Source organism: Asticcacaulis tiandongensis, from assembly GCF_006475605.1.
GTDB lineage: Bacteria > Pseudomonadota > Alphaproteobacteria > Caulobacterales > Caulobacteraceae > Asticcacaulis > Asticcacaulis tiandongensis.
This window is the reverse complement of sequence record NZ_SSBC01000019.1, coordinates 81,850-98,434: the sequence shown is the minus strand read 5'-3', so window position 1 is coordinate 98,434 and position 16,585 is coordinate 81,850. Positions and strand designations below refer to the sequence as shown.

At 56.4% G+C, this 16,585-nt stretch carries 15 protein-coding genes; 5 read left to right on the top strand and 10 right to left on the bottom strand.

Translation table 11 applies throughout. The annotated features are described in order from the left end of the window. Positions 1–4: 4 nt before the first annotated feature. The 3 genes from E5201_RS11270 to E5201_RS11260 are packed head-to-tail and all read right to left on the bottom strand — an operon-like array spanning position 5 to position 3,128. Positions 5–1,192 (bottom strand): CaiB/BaiF CoA transferase family protein, encoded by a 1,188-nt coding sequence (locus E5201_RS11270; protein ID WP_140986204.1) that lies wholly within the window; start codon positions 1,190–1,192, stop codon positions 5–7. A gap of 11 nt (positions 1,193–1,203) precedes the next feature. Next, positions 1,204–1,947 (bottom strand): SDR family NAD(P)-dependent oxidoreductase, encoded by a 744-nt coding sequence (locus E5201_RS11265; protein ID WP_140986203.1) that lies wholly within the window; start codon positions 1,945–1,947, stop codon positions 1,204–1,206. 2 nt (positions 1,948–1,949) lie between these two features. Continuing rightward, positions 1,950–3,128: an aldose 1-epimerase family protein gene (locus tag E5201_RS11260; protein WP_140986202.1), complete on the bottom strand. Its 1,179-nt coding sequence runs from the start codon at positions 3,126–3,128 to the stop codon at positions 1,950–1,952. Positions 3,129–3,431: 303 nt separating this feature from the next. Between E5201_RS11260 and E5201_RS11255 the strand changes: the two genes are divergently transcribed. Then, positions 3,432–4,472: a LacI family DNA-binding transcriptional regulator gene (locus E5201_RS11255; protein WP_246050637.1), complete on the top strand. Its 1,041-nt coding sequence runs from the start codon at positions 3,432–3,434 to the stop codon at positions 4,470–4,472. Positions 4,473–5,151: 679 nt separating this feature from the next. Continuing rightward, complete coding sequence (locus tag E5201_RS15025) at positions 5,152–5,280, top strand: hypothetical protein (RefSeq protein WP_246050635.1); 129 nt, start codon at positions 5,152–5,154, stop codon at positions 5,278–5,280. A gap of 9 nt (positions 5,281–5,289) precedes the next feature. Here the strand turns inward: E5201_RS15025 and E5201_RS11250 are convergent, their stop codons facing one another. The 5 genes from E5201_RS11250 to E5201_RS11230 are packed head-to-tail and all read right to left on the bottom strand — an operon-like array spanning position 5,290 to position 9,651. Then, complete coding sequence (locus tag E5201_RS11250) at positions 5,290–6,606, bottom strand: NADPH cytochrome P450 oxidoreductase family protein (RefSeq protein WP_140986200.1); 1,317 nt, start codon at positions 6,604–6,606, stop codon at positions 5,290–5,292. Further along, complete coding sequence (locus tag E5201_RS11245; RefSeq protein WP_140986199.1) at positions 6,603–7,589, bottom strand: FAD:protein FMN transferase; 987 nt, start codon at positions 7,587–7,589, stop codon at positions 6,603–6,605. Before E5201_RS11245 ends, E5201_RS11250 begins: the two co-directional genes overlap by 4 nt. A gap of 22 nt (positions 7,590–7,611) precedes the next feature. Further along, complete coding sequence (locus E5201_RS11240; RefSeq protein ID WP_140986198.1) at positions 7,612–8,139, bottom strand: DUF2271 domain-containing protein; 528 nt, start codon at positions 8,137–8,139, stop codon at positions 7,612–7,614. 10 nt (positions 8,140–8,149) lie between these two features. After that, positions 8,150–8,770 carry a PepSY-associated TM helix domain-containing protein gene (locus E5201_RS11235; RefSeq protein ID WP_140986197.1) on the bottom strand — a complete coding sequence of 207 codons (621 nt, stop codon included), beginning with the start codon at positions 8,768–8,770 and terminating at the stop codon, positions 8,150–8,152. Positions 8,771–8,784: 14 nt separating this feature from the next. Next, a complete protein-coding gene (locus E5201_RS11230; RefSeq protein WP_140986196.1) occupies positions 8,785–9,651 on the bottom strand; it encodes a DUF4198 domain-containing protein in 867 nt (288 codons plus the stop codon). Between the two features lie 286 nt (positions 9,652–9,937). On the opposite strand from E5201_RS11230, the gene E5201_RS11225 reads away from it, so the two are divergent. Next, positions 9,938–10,942 (top strand): glycoside hydrolase family protein, encoded by a 1,005-nt coding sequence (locus tag E5201_RS11225; RefSeq protein ID WP_140986195.1) that lies wholly within the window; start codon positions 9,938–9,940, stop codon positions 10,940–10,942. Here the strand turns inward: E5201_RS11225 and E5201_RS11220 are convergent, their stop codons facing one another. Beyond that, entirely contained in the window at positions 10,943–11,155 is a 213-nt protein-coding gene (locus tag E5201_RS11220) for a YbdD/YjiX family protein (RefSeq protein ID WP_140986194.1), read from the bottom strand. Between the two features lie 4 nt (positions 11,156–11,159). Continuing rightward, positions 11,160–13,220: a carbon starvation CstA family protein gene (locus E5201_RS11215; RefSeq protein WP_140986193.1), complete on the bottom strand. Its 2,061-nt coding sequence runs from the start codon at positions 13,218–13,220 to the stop codon at positions 11,160–11,162. A 146-nt stretch (positions 13,221–13,366) separates the two neighbouring features. On the opposite strand from E5201_RS11215, the gene E5201_RS11210 reads away from it, so the two are divergent. Continuing rightward, positions 13,367–14,344: an alpha/beta hydrolase gene (locus tag E5201_RS11210; protein ID WP_140986192.1), complete on the top strand. Its 978-nt coding sequence runs from the start codon at positions 13,367–13,369 to the stop codon at positions 14,342–14,344. Positions 14,345–14,464: 120 nt separating this feature from the next. Further along, positions 14,465–16,480 (top strand): putative bifunctional diguanylate cyclase/phosphodiesterase, encoded by a 2,016-nt coding sequence (locus tag E5201_RS11205; protein WP_140986191.1) that lies wholly within the window; start codon positions 14,465–14,467, stop codon positions 16,478–16,480. The last annotated feature ends 105 nt before the right edge of the window (positions 16,481–16,585 follow it).

Genomic DNA, 16,585 nt, shown 5'->3' with positions numbered 1-16,585 from the left:
GGTACTAATCCTGCTTCACCACACCGGCGGTAATCAGCGCTTCGATTACCGCGTCCGACTTACCGGCCTCGCGCAGAATCTCACGGCTGTGTTCGCCAACCAGAGGCGCACCGCGTTCGATCTTTGATGGGGTTTTCGAGAATTTAATCGGGAAGCCGGGGGTTTTCACACGGCCTTCAGTCGGGTGGTCATATTCCACGAAGGTGCCATTGTGCGCCACCTGCGGATCATTGACCAGTTCCTCATAGCCATAGACCGGCCCGCACCAGATATCGACTTCGCGCATAGCCGCTAGCCAGTCCGCGCTTGAGCGGGTCTTCAACGCCGTTTTGACCCGCGCATAGATTTCATCGCGGTGCTTCCAGCTATCGACCTCGTCATCCAGCCCGTCAAAGAACGGATCGGCGATGACCTTCCCCAGCTTTTGCAGATTGGCCATGGCCACGGTGACATAGCCATCGGTCGTTTCAAACACCCCGTAAGGCGCACGGATGTAGCAGTGGGCGTGCGGCTCCGCCGAACGGGTCTGGGGCTTTTTGCCCACCGTAAAGACCGACAGTTCCTGCATCTGGATGGTGGCAATGGCATCGAGCATATTGACCTCGACCTTCTGCCCCTCGCCCGTGCGTTCACGATGGAACAGAGCCGCCAGAACGCCTTCAAACGCCGTATAGGCGGCCACGGAATCGACCAGAAACTGACCGGCCGGAGATGGTGGTTGATCGGCACTGCCCGACGACATCATGGCCCCTGACATGGATTGCAGCAAAAGGTCCTGACCGGGGTAATTCTTATAAGGCCCGTCCTCACCGTAGCCGGACATGGAGACATAGATCAGGCGCGGATTGAGGGCGCTTAAGGTTTCGTAATCGACCCCCAACCGCGCCGCCACACCGGGGCGGTAGTTCTGCAAGAACACATCGGCGGTCTTGACCATATCCATCAATAGCGCCTTGCCGTCGGGCGCTTTCAGGTCAACCGCCAGCGACCGCTTGTTACGGTTGAGCGACAGGAAAGAGACATTGATTTTATTGCCCCGCGCGCCGCCAGCAGAGGCATGGCGCTGCCATTCGCCGGTCACCGGCTCGACCTTGACCACATCGGCCCCAAGGTCACCCAGGCGCTGCGCCGCAAACGGCCCCGCCATGGCAATCGAACAATCAAGGACGCGGATACCGCTCAGAATAGACATGTGGACTGACCTTAGTTCATGATCCAGCCGCCGTTTACATTCAGCGTCTGTCCGGTGATGAAACCCGCTTCTTCAGCGGCTAAAAATGAAATGGCATAGGCAATATCGCCGGCATGACCGCGCCGCTTAACCGACTGCTGAGCCAGCACGTGACGATTATAGCCTTCGGGATCAGGGTTGATCGCCTCGGCATCGGTGGGAAAAGCCCCCGGTGACAGGGCATTGACCGTAATGCCGTGCGGGCCGAATTCCCGCGCCCATGTCCGCGTCAGCCCGATCAGCGCGCCCTTGGAAGCCACATAGGGGTAAAGGTTCGGCCAGAAGCCCGACAAGGTAATGGAGGCGATGTTTATAATGCGGCCAAAGCCTTTGGCCTTCATGCCGCCAAGGGCTTCCTGAACGGCGACAATACCAGCATCGACATTAATCCGCTGAACGAACTGATGTTCTTCGATGCTGTAGTCTTCAAACGGTTTTGACGGGTAAATAGCCGCATTATTGATGACCACATCGAAACCACCCGTTTGTGCATGGGCAGCCTTCAGATCGGCCCGAAACCCCTCAAGCGCGCCCATATCGCTTTGTAAAACCATCAGCCGCTCGCCATAGGCAGAGGCTTCGGCTTGCAACTGCGCGATCTTGGCGGGGTTATTGTCCACCGCCACCACCGTAGCACCTTTTTCCAGTAACAACAGCGTCGTTTGCAATCCCAGACCACCGGCTGCACCCGTATAAAGAACCGTCTTCCCCTGCATGACTATCGCCCTCCTATGGGCAAAAAGTCACCGGAGACGGCGGGATAGGCCGCCTCCGGCTGAGTTGCGACGGCCCGTATTCTGGATACGGAATCACGGACCGAAGCCGCATCGGGGAGGACGCGGAAAATCGTATCGTATTGACGCTCATCACCATGCTCGAGCCAGATCAACTCACCGCGTTCCTTTGCGGTTTGCTTGCCCGTCACATGGTTGGTTGATGGCTCAATACCGAGCGCATAATGGCCGGAATGAAAATTCTGCCATTCATACATGGCCGGAAACTGGGACTTAAGCGTCTGCACCTCAAGGCCAAACCCGATAGCCTCATTGACCAGTGCCACAGACACGCGGCCTTCGGCATCCGGCTGCATTTCATGCTGCCAGACCTGTTCGTGGAAATTGAGCTTCGGTGCGGGCAAGTGGCGATAGCCGGTCTCTTGCTTCTGGTAATCGTCACCGGCATGTGACGCCCAGACCACGTCCTTAATCGGCGCGACATATTCCGAGCCTTCGGCCAGCACCGGATGGCCGACATTGATGTGGTAGCAATACATATGCGGCGTGCGGTAAAAGCCGTGATTGACCACACGGTCATGAAGGCGGATGTCATTGGAACCGACCGCCACCTCAATGCGGCGGATCAGATGCAGGTCTTCGCCGAAAACGGTGGATTGCTGCACCACCCCTTCAGCCCAAAGAATACACTCATCCCCGTCCCAGCGCTCGCCATAACCTGACAGCTTTGCGGGGATTGTACCAATGCGCCCATGCAGGGAGGAATCGACCCTCTTACGCGGCCCGTAATAATAATGCTCTGCCGGATCAGCATCCATAAACAGGATATGATCAAGGCCACAGGTGACCATCAGACCGGAGAAAGACCGGAACCAGCCAAGCCCGCCCTCACCTTCATATTCATGCAAAGACGGATGACGAAAACCTGACGGTGAGTGCCAGCCAACAGCGCGGCCATTATGCTCACATTCGGCAATATCCATGGCGCGATCGATCAGGACGGTAAAGCGCAGGCCCGTACCGGTACGAAACTCAAGCATACGGTTGCCGCGTTCAACACCGTCGCCCAGCGTCATCAGGCGCACACCGGCAAACTGGGACAAAGACCCCGTATGCTCAGCGACCTCACGTCGCGACAGACGGCGTCCGAACAGATTGACCATTACACTTTACTCCGGCGTTTCCAGTTTTTATAATATGTATTATGTATTCCGTTTTACAATCATTCTGATTGATGTCAATACATCATTTTAAATCAAATTACGCATCTCAAGCCGTTGGAACCGGCGTAAGCCGCCGTCGCCCAAATATAAGGTCGATTAGTTCTTGCCTTTGTGTCTCAAGCCTTTTCCGTCTTGTGGGCATACGCTTTTGATGTATTTTGATGTCTAACAGGATAAGATTTTTAACCTATGGCTGCGACACTCAGATCAATTAAAACGAATAACAGGCTCAGGAATTTCATCGTGAACGTACAACCCGATCTGCCCTCTGGACGTGTCACTCTGGTCGATGTTGCACAAGCCGCAGGGGTTTCAACGGCAACGGTGGACCGCGTCCTGAATGATCGCGCGGGCGTGCGCAGCCGCACCCGTGACCTTGTTGTAGAAGCTGCCCAACGCCTCGGCTATCTCGAACCGGTCAGCGAGGCGCGGGACTATCGCGCCCCCCAGACGCTCGATTTTGTCCTGCCTGCCGGTAACAATACCTTTATCCGTCACTTCGCCGCGCACCTGCAAAACATCAGCGCCGCGCGCCCCGGCACCATTGTGCGCCTGCACCATATCGAAGGCTTCGATCCCGCCGCCTTAAGCCGCGCCCTGCATAAGCTTGAGGGTCATTCGTCGGCTGTCGGCGTGGTCGCTCTTGATCACCCTTTGGTGCGCGAAGCTTTGCGCAGCCTGATTGCCTCAGGCACCCGGGTTGTGACCCTGATGTCGGATATCTCCAATGTGGCGCACGAAGGCTATATTGGCGTTGATAACCGCGCGGCCGGCCGCCTGAGTGGATATCTGCTCGGTCGTCTTCTGCCCAAGGGCGCGGCCAAGGTCGCGCTGTTTGCCGGTTCGCTGTCCTATCGCGGCCATGAAGAGCGCGAGATGGGCTTTCGCCACGTCCTGACGGATGACTATCCCGACCTGACCATTGTCGAGATGCGCGAAGTGCGCGACGACACCGAACGCGCCTATAACGAAGCCAGATCCATACTGCGCCAGCATCCCGACCTTTCGGGCATTTATAATATCGGGGCCGGTAATCGCGGTATTGCCCGCGCTATCGAAGAAAGCGGCCGTAAGGACGACATCATCTTTATCGGTCATGAACTGACCGAGCACACGCGGCGCTTCCTGCTGGGGGGCGTCATGGATGTGGTCATTGATCAGAACCCGCGGGTTGAGGCGCGTGAAGCTATTGATCGCCTGCTGCACCTTCTGAACGCTGATGGTAACGCCCTTCAAACGCCCATCCGCGTTCAGGCCATATTCAAGGAAAATATTCCCGAATAGAACCGCCCCAATTGACCGGAACTGCCCTTTAGGTCCCTGCTGGCAAATAATCATTAAATGAGAATAATTCTCATTGACATGGCGGTATACCCTGTGCTTTATGGTCATCAGACCGGACAGCCTGACAAATTCGTCACTCCCTGATGGGTTTTCGCCCTGTCCGTCCTGTTGAGGTGACCCTTCGTTCCCTCTTGATTCCTCGGTGCACTGAGGCCTGTCTATAGCCAGACAGGCCTCTTTTTTGCCTCCGCTACTCTCAAGGCCGATAGACGTACAAAAGCCACATTCAACGGGTAAACAGGCCTTGTCAGGACGATATCCGGCAGAGCCAAAGCATTAGATCTAGTCTAAAACCGTTCGTATACGGCCCGCTTATCGAAGATGCCCCGGCCTGAATTTCCCATATTCGCATTTGATAGTCGCCTTCAGGCGGCAAGGTGACTGTGTTTACGCAGCATCGCTGTTTTTTATATCGCGGCCGACAGGCCGCACAGGATTTATGATGAACTATACGCAAACCAACCGCCGTCCGGCCCATAGTCGGCCCCTCCATACCCCCAAGGTTCCCTGCGACAGACAGGTGACTGCCCAAGGCTTCACACGACGGGAAGTTCAGCAACTCGTTGCCGAGATGCTGGGCTAGATACCCCTTCCTATTTCTCCAGAGGAGACCCCAGTCATGGCCAAAGGTCAGAAACGCAGTACCAAGGAAATCCGCAAACCCAAGGCGGAAAAACCTAAACCGGGCGCGGTTGCCACTCCCTTATTTAGTAATGGCAGCCTGACGCCCGGTGCCACACGCAAATAATCAACGGCGTCAATACAGATCCCTGCGGTAGCGGCCTTCACTAAGGGCCGCTTCCAGCCATTGCGCCCCCAGAATTTTATTGAGCGTTTCCTCTACGGCACGCCCCATATCCAGACCACCGCACACCATCACAGAGGCATCCTGCGCGAGATAGGCCTGCACCTCATCGGCGCGCCTGAGCAGCACATCCTGCACATATTCACCCTGATGGTCTTCGGGTCGGGAAAACGCCAGATCAAGACGCGACAACCGTCCCTGCCCCTGCCAATCGCGCATCTCCTGCGCCAAAGCCCCGTCGGCTTGCGGATACCGCTCACCATAGACAAGCCAGCACGAACGGCCTTTGCGTTTCAGATCGACAAGATGCGGGCGTAATCCGGCCAGCCCCGAACCGGCCGCAATCAGCAGCACCGGCCCTTTTCCGGCAGGCGTATGGAAATTCCTGTGCGCCTTAAGCCGTAACGGCACAGTGTCACCCTCGACCGTACTGAATGTCAGAAGCCCGGATCCGATACCCCGCACCCCGTCAGACTTGATGACTTCGCGCACATAGAGGCGCAGTGTGCCTTCTTCGGGTAAGGAGGCGATCGAATAGTCACGGCGATGTCCATCCGCCGTGCGGATTTCCGCCAGATCACCCGCTTGCCAACCAAGCGATTCCGGTGCCAGATCAATCTGATAAAGGCCCGCCGCAGAGCTGTCCGGATTAAGGCGCGTGCGGGACTGCAAGGTCCACGGACTAAAGCCGTCGTCTTCGGCCACCGCTTCTCCGCCCCATTCCTTAAGATAGTTGGCCCACAGCTTAAGTGACGCCGGATCAAGATCATCAACCTCAAGGCAGGGCTTAAGGGCCGTCGCCCCGCAGGCTTTCAGCCAGTCATAGACCCTGTGACCGAAGGCGCAGAAATCCGTATATTTGCGTTCACCCAGCGCCAGCACAGCAAAGTTCTGACGCGAAAGATCAAGTTTTGTGCCGATCAACCGGCTTTCAAAGCTGCGACCATCGTCCGGCGCATCACCGACTCCGGTGGTCGAAACCACCATCAGGATGCGTTTAGCGGTCTGCAAATCATCAACGCTGATCTTATCCGCCGCCAGATAACGCACCTTTTGACCGCCCGCGTTCAGCGCCTTTTCACTGTGCCGAGCCAACTCTTCCGCCTGACCGGTCTGGGAAGCGGAAATGACCAGTACATCACAAGCTTCAGCGGCCTGTTGTTTCTCCCGCCCGCCCAGCAGGGTGAAGGCACTCATCAGCGCCCACACAGCCGTCGCCCCACCGGCAAAGGCCAGCTTCACCGGATCATCACTCATAAGTTCAATCATAGCCAGATTTCCAGAGCCGGACTCAAACGCTCCGACCCGTCACGCAAACGCATCAGACAGGGCACTTCATACTTCGCGGCAAATTCAATACCCTTGTCAGGGCCCATAACCATAAGCGCCGTCGCCAGCGCATCCGCCCGCCAGCAGACGGCATCAAACACACTGACCGATATGACGCCCGATACCGTCGGGGCCGCCGTCTCAGCATCAATCGTGTGCGACAAAACCATTCCGTCATACACGAATGACCGCACCGTTTCACCAGAGGTCGCCACGGCCAGATCGCACAAGGCAACCACGGTCTTCTCACGCGCCTGTTCTATTTCAACCCAGAACGGCAGACCGTCATCGCGCACACCAAAGCCCTTGAGCTCACCACCAATTTCAATGAGTGCGGCCTCAACCCCCGAGGTGGTTTTAAGCATCTGCGTCACCGCATCCACCGCATAGCCCTTGGCAATACCACAGAGATCAAGACAGACCCCTTCGGGTTTGATCAGGCCTTGTGCCTGCCAGTTGATCTTTCGCCAGTCCTGACGTTTTTTCAGCGCCGACACCTCTGAGGCCTGCGGCACGCCTTCGGGCACTGCCCGCGCGCCAAAGCCCCATAATTCGACCGCCTCAAGTAGGGTCGGATCATAGGCTCCATCGGTCAGATGCGCGATATTCAGGCCCTGCCGAATGACCTGAGACAACATCAGCGGCAAGGGCACATAGGCTCCGGCGGGGGCTTGATTAAACCGCGTCAGATCGGAATCAGCCCGATAGGGGCTCATCTCGGCATCGATGCGCTCAAGCAAGGCTATAATCTGCGCCTGAATTTGCGATTGCTGCGCCTCTGAGGTCACATAGGCCACTACCGACCATGAGGTGGCAAAGGCCCGACCCGAAAAGGTCACGCGCACACAGCCTGCCGCCGGCTTTGGCTCACGCCGCAGTTCGGGGATCAGGACACGGTTTTCACCGGTGTGTGCGCTCAACATGACCGATCCTGTTCCAAGGATATCAGGGCTTATAGCTGAACTTGACGTCGCCCAGTTCCACAGACCCCTTGACCGAACCGGCAGAGGCCTTCTTGGCGTCCCACTTGAATGGCACCTTTACAACCTCGGCCCCGCCATGTTCGCGTGAAGCTTCGACGCGTAGCACGTAATCACCAGCAGCCAAACCTTTGAAGGCCTTATGGTTGCTGTCAAATTTCAGGGTGTGGCGACCCGGTGCACGCGTAGCGTTCGACAGGCCATCAACCGGCATATCAAGATTGCGGCCAGACTTACGCCACCAGGCGCGCATGTCCTTCAGCCACTTATTGCCTTCCTTGTTCTTCATGGCCACATCGTACCAGACGAACAGGTCGCCCTTATGGGCACCAGACGCATCCTCAATCCAGCCCGCAACATAGGGCTTGTGATAGGAAGCCACATTAAGACGCGGCACCTCGACCTCAAGCGTCACCGTACCGGCAGACGCCGCCGTCGCCCCTAAGGCAGATACACCCAGAACACTTGTCCAGACCGTTGATTTAGCAAACATTTGCGAGCCTTTACGCATGGATGAATAACAAGAACAGTATCAGAGGGACAATCGTCCCAAGTCCGACCAGAGGCCATGTGATCCGCCGACCCCGGGCGTAGATCCACAAAAGCCCCAGCCCCGTGAGACAGAAAATCACCGAGGCAATGGCAATCACATCAATAAACAACGACCATGCCGGGCCTGAGTTACGCCCCTTATGCAGATCATTCAGCACCGCAATGACACCGCGATGGCTGCGTTCGTAGGTTGTGAAACCCGTCTCACGCTCAATGGCCATCCATTCATCAAGCCCCGGCCCCGGCATCGAAAGATAAAGTTCTTCTTCCGATACCTCAGCCACAGCCCGTTTGACATTGATGCCGGTATCGGCGCGGATCGCCTTAGCCAGCGCCGCAGGCAACACCGCCTTGTCCTCAGCCTGATCCAGTAAGGCCACGGTCTCAGCGCTCAGATCTTTTTCCCAAGTGGTTATCTTCGCCTCTGCCTCAATCGCCGAGGCATGGTTAAGCGTAAACCCTGTCACCGCAAACAGGATCATGCCCACCAGACAGAGCGCCGACGATATCCAGTGCCACTGGCGCAACTGATTGCGCCAGAAGGACGGACTGAGCTTGAAACCAATGGCCATAAACGCAATCGCTCTTAGTAGGGCAGAACTTCAAGCGTAGCGGAATAGCTCAGGCGACGCTGCGGCGTACCGGGCGCTTCATCCTCGTGATCGTCATGATCATGATGGGCTTCGGCCCCTTCTTCGGGGCGCGGCGGGTATGAGGCGTTAAACCAATAGGCACCTGCGAACGGCAGATCGACAGAAACCTCGCCATTGGCATCACTCTTATATACCTTGTCACCCAGTTCACCGCGATAACGCACACCACCGGCAATGACCTTTACCGATACACCGGCAGCAGGCTTACCTTCGACCAGCACACGGAACTTGCCCGGCTCACCGGCCACCAGATCGGTTACCGGTTGCAGCGGCTGAAGCTCGATGCCCGTACCCAGCGGCTTAAGTTCCGATGGCGCACCGGCTGTAACAAAGGTTTCCACACGGCTTAAGGAATGGGTGATGCTTACATCTTCAGCACCCGCAGGCACCTGAGAGGCAATGTTTTCGACAGTGCCCCGCACCCGCTTTTGCTCGCCGTTTTGTTTGAAGCTGGCGAAAGCACCTTCGTTGACCAGCGCTACACGATAGGTGCCCGCTTGCGCTACTTTCAGGTCAAACACCGAACGCAGCTTGCCGGTATGGGCGTTTTCTACCTCAACCTTCGAACCGTCAGGGGCCGTGATTACCAGATTAGACAGGTTAAGCGGGAAGTGATCCGGATAGAACAGGCCGTTGGAAATCGCGCCGTCCACGGTCACATAGGTCGGACGTTCGGCATTGGCGCTGAGAACGACCTGAGTGGCCGATGGCACCAGCCATTGATCATGTGCCTGTGCTACCGGAGCCATAAGAATAAGCGTTAAAGCCGCCCCTGCGGTCAGTCGGTTGATAAGCTTCATCTCAATGTCTCCTGATTACAACGGCTAAAATGCAGCCCGCCATGCCATACTCAGACAACCGTTCGTCCTTTAGGGCCAATTATTAAGCTGTGCGGTAGCACCTTTGAAAATCATTCGCAAGTGCATTAAGCGCGCAGCCGGTTCAAAAAGTGCCTGCAAATATTACAGATATGACGGGTCTTCAGGCGACGCGACACACGAAAAGTCTGAGTAATTGTGATTTAATTTGCTCACGTCTGATCAGGAAGCTAGGGTGTTGCCAATTTAAAAATTCAGCGAGGCCCCAATGCTCAAACCCCTTATCTCCGGTATCGCTCTACTGACGGCCCTGACGGCTTGCGCGACTCTGCCGGAGGCTCATAGCGAAGCACCCAAGCCCCTGTTCCGTGATCCGGTCTATGACGGTGCGGCCGACGTGGCGGTTGTCTATGACACCGGCGAAAAGCATTGGAAGATGTTTTACACCAATCGTCGCGCCAACCTGAAACCCGAGTCTGAAGGCGATGTGTCATGGGTACATGGCACAAAGATTGGCATAGCGACTTCCGAAGATGGCCTGAACTGGGCCTATGCGGGTGAAGCCAATATTCCGCCAGCTTGCACCGGCGAAACCCTGTGGGCACCGGAAATCTTCACTGAAAACGGTGTGCACCACCTGTTTATTACCGTGGTGCCGGGCGTGTTTAATAACTGGAATGCGCCGCGCAAGATTGTCCACCTTAGCAGCACCGACCTGCAAAACTGGACATGCGAGGGACCGGTCGATCTGGGATCGGAGCGGGTCATCGATGCTGGCGTCTATAAGCTTGGGGACACCTACCGGATGTGGTTCAAGGATGAACGCCAGCAGAGCCGCCTGTTCGCCGCCGACAGCAAAGACCTGAAAACCTGGACGCGCCATGAAAAACCGGTAGCGGATATTGGCTCCGAAGGCCCCAAGGTCTTTGAATTTAACGGCTATTACTGGCTGATCGCCGATGCGTGGAAGGGGCTGATTGTCCTGCGCTCGACCGATGCCGAAAACTGGGAGCTTCAACCCGACCGGATTCTTGAAGCGCCCGGCCAATACCCGACAGATAATTTCAAAGGCCAGCACCCTGATATTCTCATCAATGACGGCAAGGCTTTCATCTATTATTTTGTGCATCAGCACGCCGCCCCGGAAGTGGCCAGTGATCCCTATTGGGGGCAACGCACCGTCATCCAGCTTGGGGAGCTGGTGTATAAAGACGGCTGGCTGAGGATTGATCGTAATGCACCAGTGACAACACCGCTTAAAGCGCCGGAATAGTCAGCAGCAGCGAAACCCGTCTTTTCCACCACCGCCATAGCGCGCCTGCTGGCGGTTACGGAAAAAGGCGTCGTAGGTCATGGGCTCCGTGTCGGGGTGCGTCTTTCGAATATGGGCAACATAGGCCTCATAGTCCGGCACCCCGACCATCAGGCGCGCACTGTCACATAGACATTTGCCGACGGATGACAGCTTATCTTTCCAACTCAGCATGGCCCTACTCCGCCGCCACAATGACGGCTTCCGTTTCTTTAGCGGTCGGTTCAGGGTTACGCAGTGCCTTTAGGGCCGCCATAATCCCGTAAATCAGGATGCTGACGACCACCGCAATAAAGAGCACACACAGGCTGGCATTGATCCAGTCATTGCGGATGATCTTTTCCATATCGGCCAAAGATTTAGCCGGTGCCAGAATCTCCCCCGAAGCCAGCGCGGCTGAAAAGCGATTGGCGTGGGACACAAAGCCCACCGCCGGATCGGGCGAAAACAGCTTGAGAAGACCCGCTGTCAAGGTGCAGACAATAAGCCAGGCCGCAGGCAACCCCGTGACCCAGGCATATTTCTGACGCTTCATCTTGAACAGGACAACCGTGCCCAGAATAAGGGCCACGGCTGCCAGCATCTGATTGGATATGCCGAACAGCGGCCACAGGGTGTTTACCCCCCCAAGCGGATCGGTCACCCCCTGATAGAGGAAATACCCCCATGCCGCTACACATAGTCCGGTTGCCACCAGAGACGGCATCAGGGCCGAGGTATCGCGGAATTTCGGCACCGCCGTACCGATCAGATCCTGCAACATAAAGCGCCCCGCCCGCGTACCGGCATCAACGGCGGTCAGGATGAACAGGGCCTCAAACAGGATGGCGAAGTGATACCAGAAGGCCATCATCGCCTTGCCGCCGAAGACATGTGAGAAAATCTCGGCCATGCCGACCGCCAGAGTTGGCGCACCACCGGCACGTGAGATAATGGTCGTTTCTCCGACATCCTTCGCCGTCTGGGCAATGGTCGCGGCCTCAATGGGGAAGCCCATAGCCGTTACAGCCGCCGCCGCACTTTCGGACGTCTGGCCGACAATGGCACCGGGACTGTTCATGGTAAAATAGATGCCGGGATCGATGATCGACGCCGCCACCAGAGCCATGACCGCCACAAAGGATTCCATCAGCATGGCGCCATAGCCAATAAAACGCGCATCCAGTTCATTGGCAATCAGCTTTGGCGTTGTGCCTGAGGCAATCAGCGAATGGAAGCCCGACACCGCGCCACAGGCAATGGTGATAAACAGGAAGGGGAACAGACTGCCCGACCAAACCGGCCCCGTGCCATCGACAAACTTCGTCAGGGCAGGCATTTGCATTTGCGGAGCCATGACAACAATACCTATGGCCAGAGCGATGATCGCCCCGATCTTCAGGAAGGTTGACAGATAATCACGCGGGGCCAGCAACAGCCACACCGGCAGAACCGAGGCCACCCCGCCATAGATAATCAGCGCCCAGCACAATTGTTCGGCCGTCAGCGTAAACAAAGGGGCCAGCACCGGCGAGTAGGCGACGTTCTGCCCGAACACAATGGCCGCCATCAACAGCACAAAGCCGATAATTGACACCTCGCCAATGCGTCCGGGCCGGATAAACCGCGTATAGATACCCATCAGGAGCGCAATCGGTATGGTCATAGCCACCGTAAACGTGCCCCACGGGCTGCCGACCAGCGCCTTGACAACAATCAGCGACAGCACCGCCAGAATAATGACCATGATCATAAAGGCCCCGAACAGGGCAATAATCCCCGGCACAGTCCCCATTTCACTGCGGATCAGTTCCCCCAGTGAGCGCCCGCCGCGTCGCATGGAGATAAACAGGATCATGAAATCCTGCACGGCACCGGCCAGAACCACACCGGCCAAAATCCATAAAATACCGGGCAGATAGCCCATCTGTGCGGCCAGCACCGGCCCGACCAGCGGCCCCGCCCCGGCAATGGCCGCAAAATGGTGTCCGAACAGAACGCTTTTGGGCGTTGACACAAAATCAAGTCCGTCATTCTGCGTCACCGCCGGCGTCGCGCGGTGTGCATTCAGTTTCATGACATGTTCGGCGATATAGCGGCTGTAGTAGCGATAGGCTACCAGATGCACGGACACGGCAGCGGCGATGATCCATAAGGCATTGACGCTTTCACCGCGACTGATGGCAATGACGGACAAGGACAAGGCGGCCATCAGGGCAAAAACGGCCCAGATTGCGTGTTTCCGGACAAAAGCGCCCATTATGATCTTCCCTGAAATATATCTTTGTTATGGCCGCATAATGCACCGCTTAAGCGCCAAAGCAATCTCTGTCTCACAGGCTGGGCTGGACGAAAGCCATCATCTGGGCCTAATCTTGGGTCACAAAATCAAAATGAGGAAATGTAATGTCTGTTGATCGTCGCCAACTGTTGTCGTCCGGCCTGTTAGGGGCCGCATCTGTGCTGACGATCACGGGGGCAGCGCAAGCGCAGGCATCTGAGACACCGCCGTCACCGATGGAGACGACCGAATATATCGATCTATGGCCCAACGGGGCTTCGGGTCTGATCAATACCTCGCTTAAGGAAACCACCGAAGTCTCAGGTACACCGCCGTTTGGTCGGACATGGGGCGTAACCCGCCCGCGTATCGGGGTTTACCGTCCGACGAAACCCAATGGCGCGGCCATGCTGGTAATTCCTGGGGGTGGCTACCGCATTGCCTCGGTTGATAAGGAAGGCCGCAATATTGCACGGTTTCTGGCCACGAATGGTATTACGGCTTTTGTCCTGATCTATCGTATGCCTGCCGAAGGCTGGGAAAAAGCTTCCGATGTGCCGCTGATGGATGCCCAGCGCGCGATGCGCCTGATCCGCCGTAAGGCGGACGATTTTGGAATCGTGGCGGAAAAAGTCGGCGTCATGGGTTTCAGCGCTGGTGGCCATCTCTGCGCCTCACTCGCCACGCGTTTTGACGCAAAGGTCTATACCCCCATTGATGACGCCGATACCTTAAGCGCCCGACCGTTTCTCAGTGCGCCCATCTATCCAGTCGTGACCATGCGGCCCGATGTTACCCATAAGGGTTCCCGTGAAAACCTGATCGGGGCTGATGCCGACGAGGCAAAAACGGAACTTTATTCCACCGAACAGCAGGTAACGTCTCAAACGCCCCCGACCTTTATCGTCCATAGTGAAGATGACGCCACCGTGCCGGTGGAAAATGCGCTGCTGCTGCGCGCCGCCCTGAAACAGGCAGGTGTCGCGGTCGAGACCCATCTTTATCCCAAAGGCGGTCATGGCTACGGGCTGACAAACCCTGATCTTGACTGGGGTCCGCTGTTCCTCAATTTTGCCCGTGTGCAGGGGCTAATGCAGGGGTAAATGAATAATCAGGGTCTGTTCTGCCCGTGCAAAACGGTTTTTGTTGAGATTTTAAGCGGATAGTTACGTTCTTAACTTACCACTCGCGGTCATCAGATCATATTTGTGTCGCGAGTAAAAATGGACTCCGTTAAGCGTGCCCCTCCCCTGTTAGACGACCTTATCCGTCTGGATCAGCTCGTCGCTGTCAGGCACAGCGTACAAATATCTATACCTATCAACTTTATCCTCAGCCTGATTGTGACTGCGGTGACGGCCTACTACGCCTCACTTGAGGCGGGCATTTTATGGTTTCTGGCCGCAACCACGGCTAATCTGGTGCGGATCGGCATCTGCCGCGCGCCCTTGCCCGGCTCAACAACAGACGCCAAAGGCCTGTTCAGCGGCTTTAGCCGCCTGAGCGTTGACCGCCATTTTCAACTGGCGACGATCGCCGCGTTCATTTCCGGCTGTGTCTGGGCGCTGATGCCCGCCCTGTGTGGCGGCTATACCACCCCACAGGCGAATTTTTATCTGGTGGTCATTTGCGGTATCACCGCCGGTGCGGTGACTCACGGTAATGCCTATGCCTATATTCCCATCAGCTTTCTGATCCCGCCGCTGATGTCCATGGCGGTCAGCCTGAGCCTCTTTTCCGGCAGCTTTGACCGTTACTTCCTGACTGCCGCCACCATACTCTACACCTTTGCGCTGGCACGTTCAGCGTTGCAAAGTCAGGCCATGTTTCGTGACGGCAGTCGCGGCAAGAACAAGGCGACGACGCTTGCGGCCTCGCTGCGCACCGCCCACATCACTGCCACGGAAGTGGCCGAGGAAATGCGTCATCGCGCTATCCATGATACGCTGACCGGCCTTCTTAACCGCAGTGGCTTTATGAATGCGGTGGATCTCAAAACCAGTGCGCGTTCAAAAGCCTCGCGCAAGCCCCTGTGTTTGATGATCCTTGATCTTGATGGCTTCAAATCGGTCAATGACGTGTTTGGCCACCGTGCCGGTGACGAGGTGCTGATCGAAGTCGCCCGCCGTCTGGAACGCACCCTGTCAAAAGATTTTACAATCGCGCGCCTGGGCGGCGATGAATTTGCCATCATGTTCGAGTCTGATAAATCGCGTAATATTCCGGCTATCATAGCCGATCGCATTGTGGCGGAAATTTCGGTGCCGTTTGCCGGATTTGATGCCGGTCGCGTCGGCATCAGCATTGGTATTTTCGAGTCGCGCAAGGGTGAGGATTTCTCAGAAATGATGATCCGCGCCGATGCGGCGCTTTATGCCGCCAAAAGCGGCGGTCGTAACCGTTACTATGCCTTCGATGAGGATCTTGATAACCGCCTCAGCATGAAGCGTGATATTGAACGCGACTTGTCGCGCGCCCTTAATGACGGCGAACTTCAGCTTTGGTATCAGCCGATCATGTGCGAAGGCGGTCGCAGGCTCAGTAATTTTGAAGCCCTTCTGCGCTGGAAGCATCCGCGCTATGGCTGGGTGCCACCCGCAGATATTGTGGAAACCGCCGCCATTCTCGGCCTGTCAGAACCCCTTCTGAAATTTATCATTGCCGAAGTCTGCCAGATGATTTGCCGTATGGAGGCTATACATCCGGGCAATGTCTGGGTTGCCATGAATGTGTCTCCGCGTGAGATGTCGCGTCTGCCCGTCGATACCTATATTCTCGATACGCTGAAGGCCCTGAACATTTCCCCTCAACGCCTTGAGGTCGAAGTTACCGAAGAAACGGCAATGGATATCTGTACGGTTCAGGACAAGCTGAAAACCCTGTCTGATGCCGGCATCCGTATTGCCATCGATGATTTCGGTGTCGGTTATTCTTCGCTGTCATCCTTGCGTCAGCTTAGCGTTGACCGCATCAAGATCGACAACTCCTTTATCCGTAATTTGCCCAATTCCGAAGCCGATCAGGTAATGGTTCAGGCGATTATCAATCTCGGCCATTCTCTGGGCATTGAGGTTGTCGGCGAAGGTGTCGAAACCAAAGAGATCCAGACCCTGCTGCAAGGCCTTGGATGTGAGGCCATGCAGGGCTATCATCTCGGGCGGCCCATGCCGGAATCCGACCTCGCATCGTGGATGAAAAACCACCATAAGCCGACCCCATTGGACAGCCTGCGCGCCTGACCTCAGACCGGTAAGCTTAAGCCAGCGCACGGGCAAAAAAAAGCCGCGCATCTCGGCGCGGCTAAAGTCTACAGGGAGGAAACGCCCAGGAAGGGCAACAGCGCC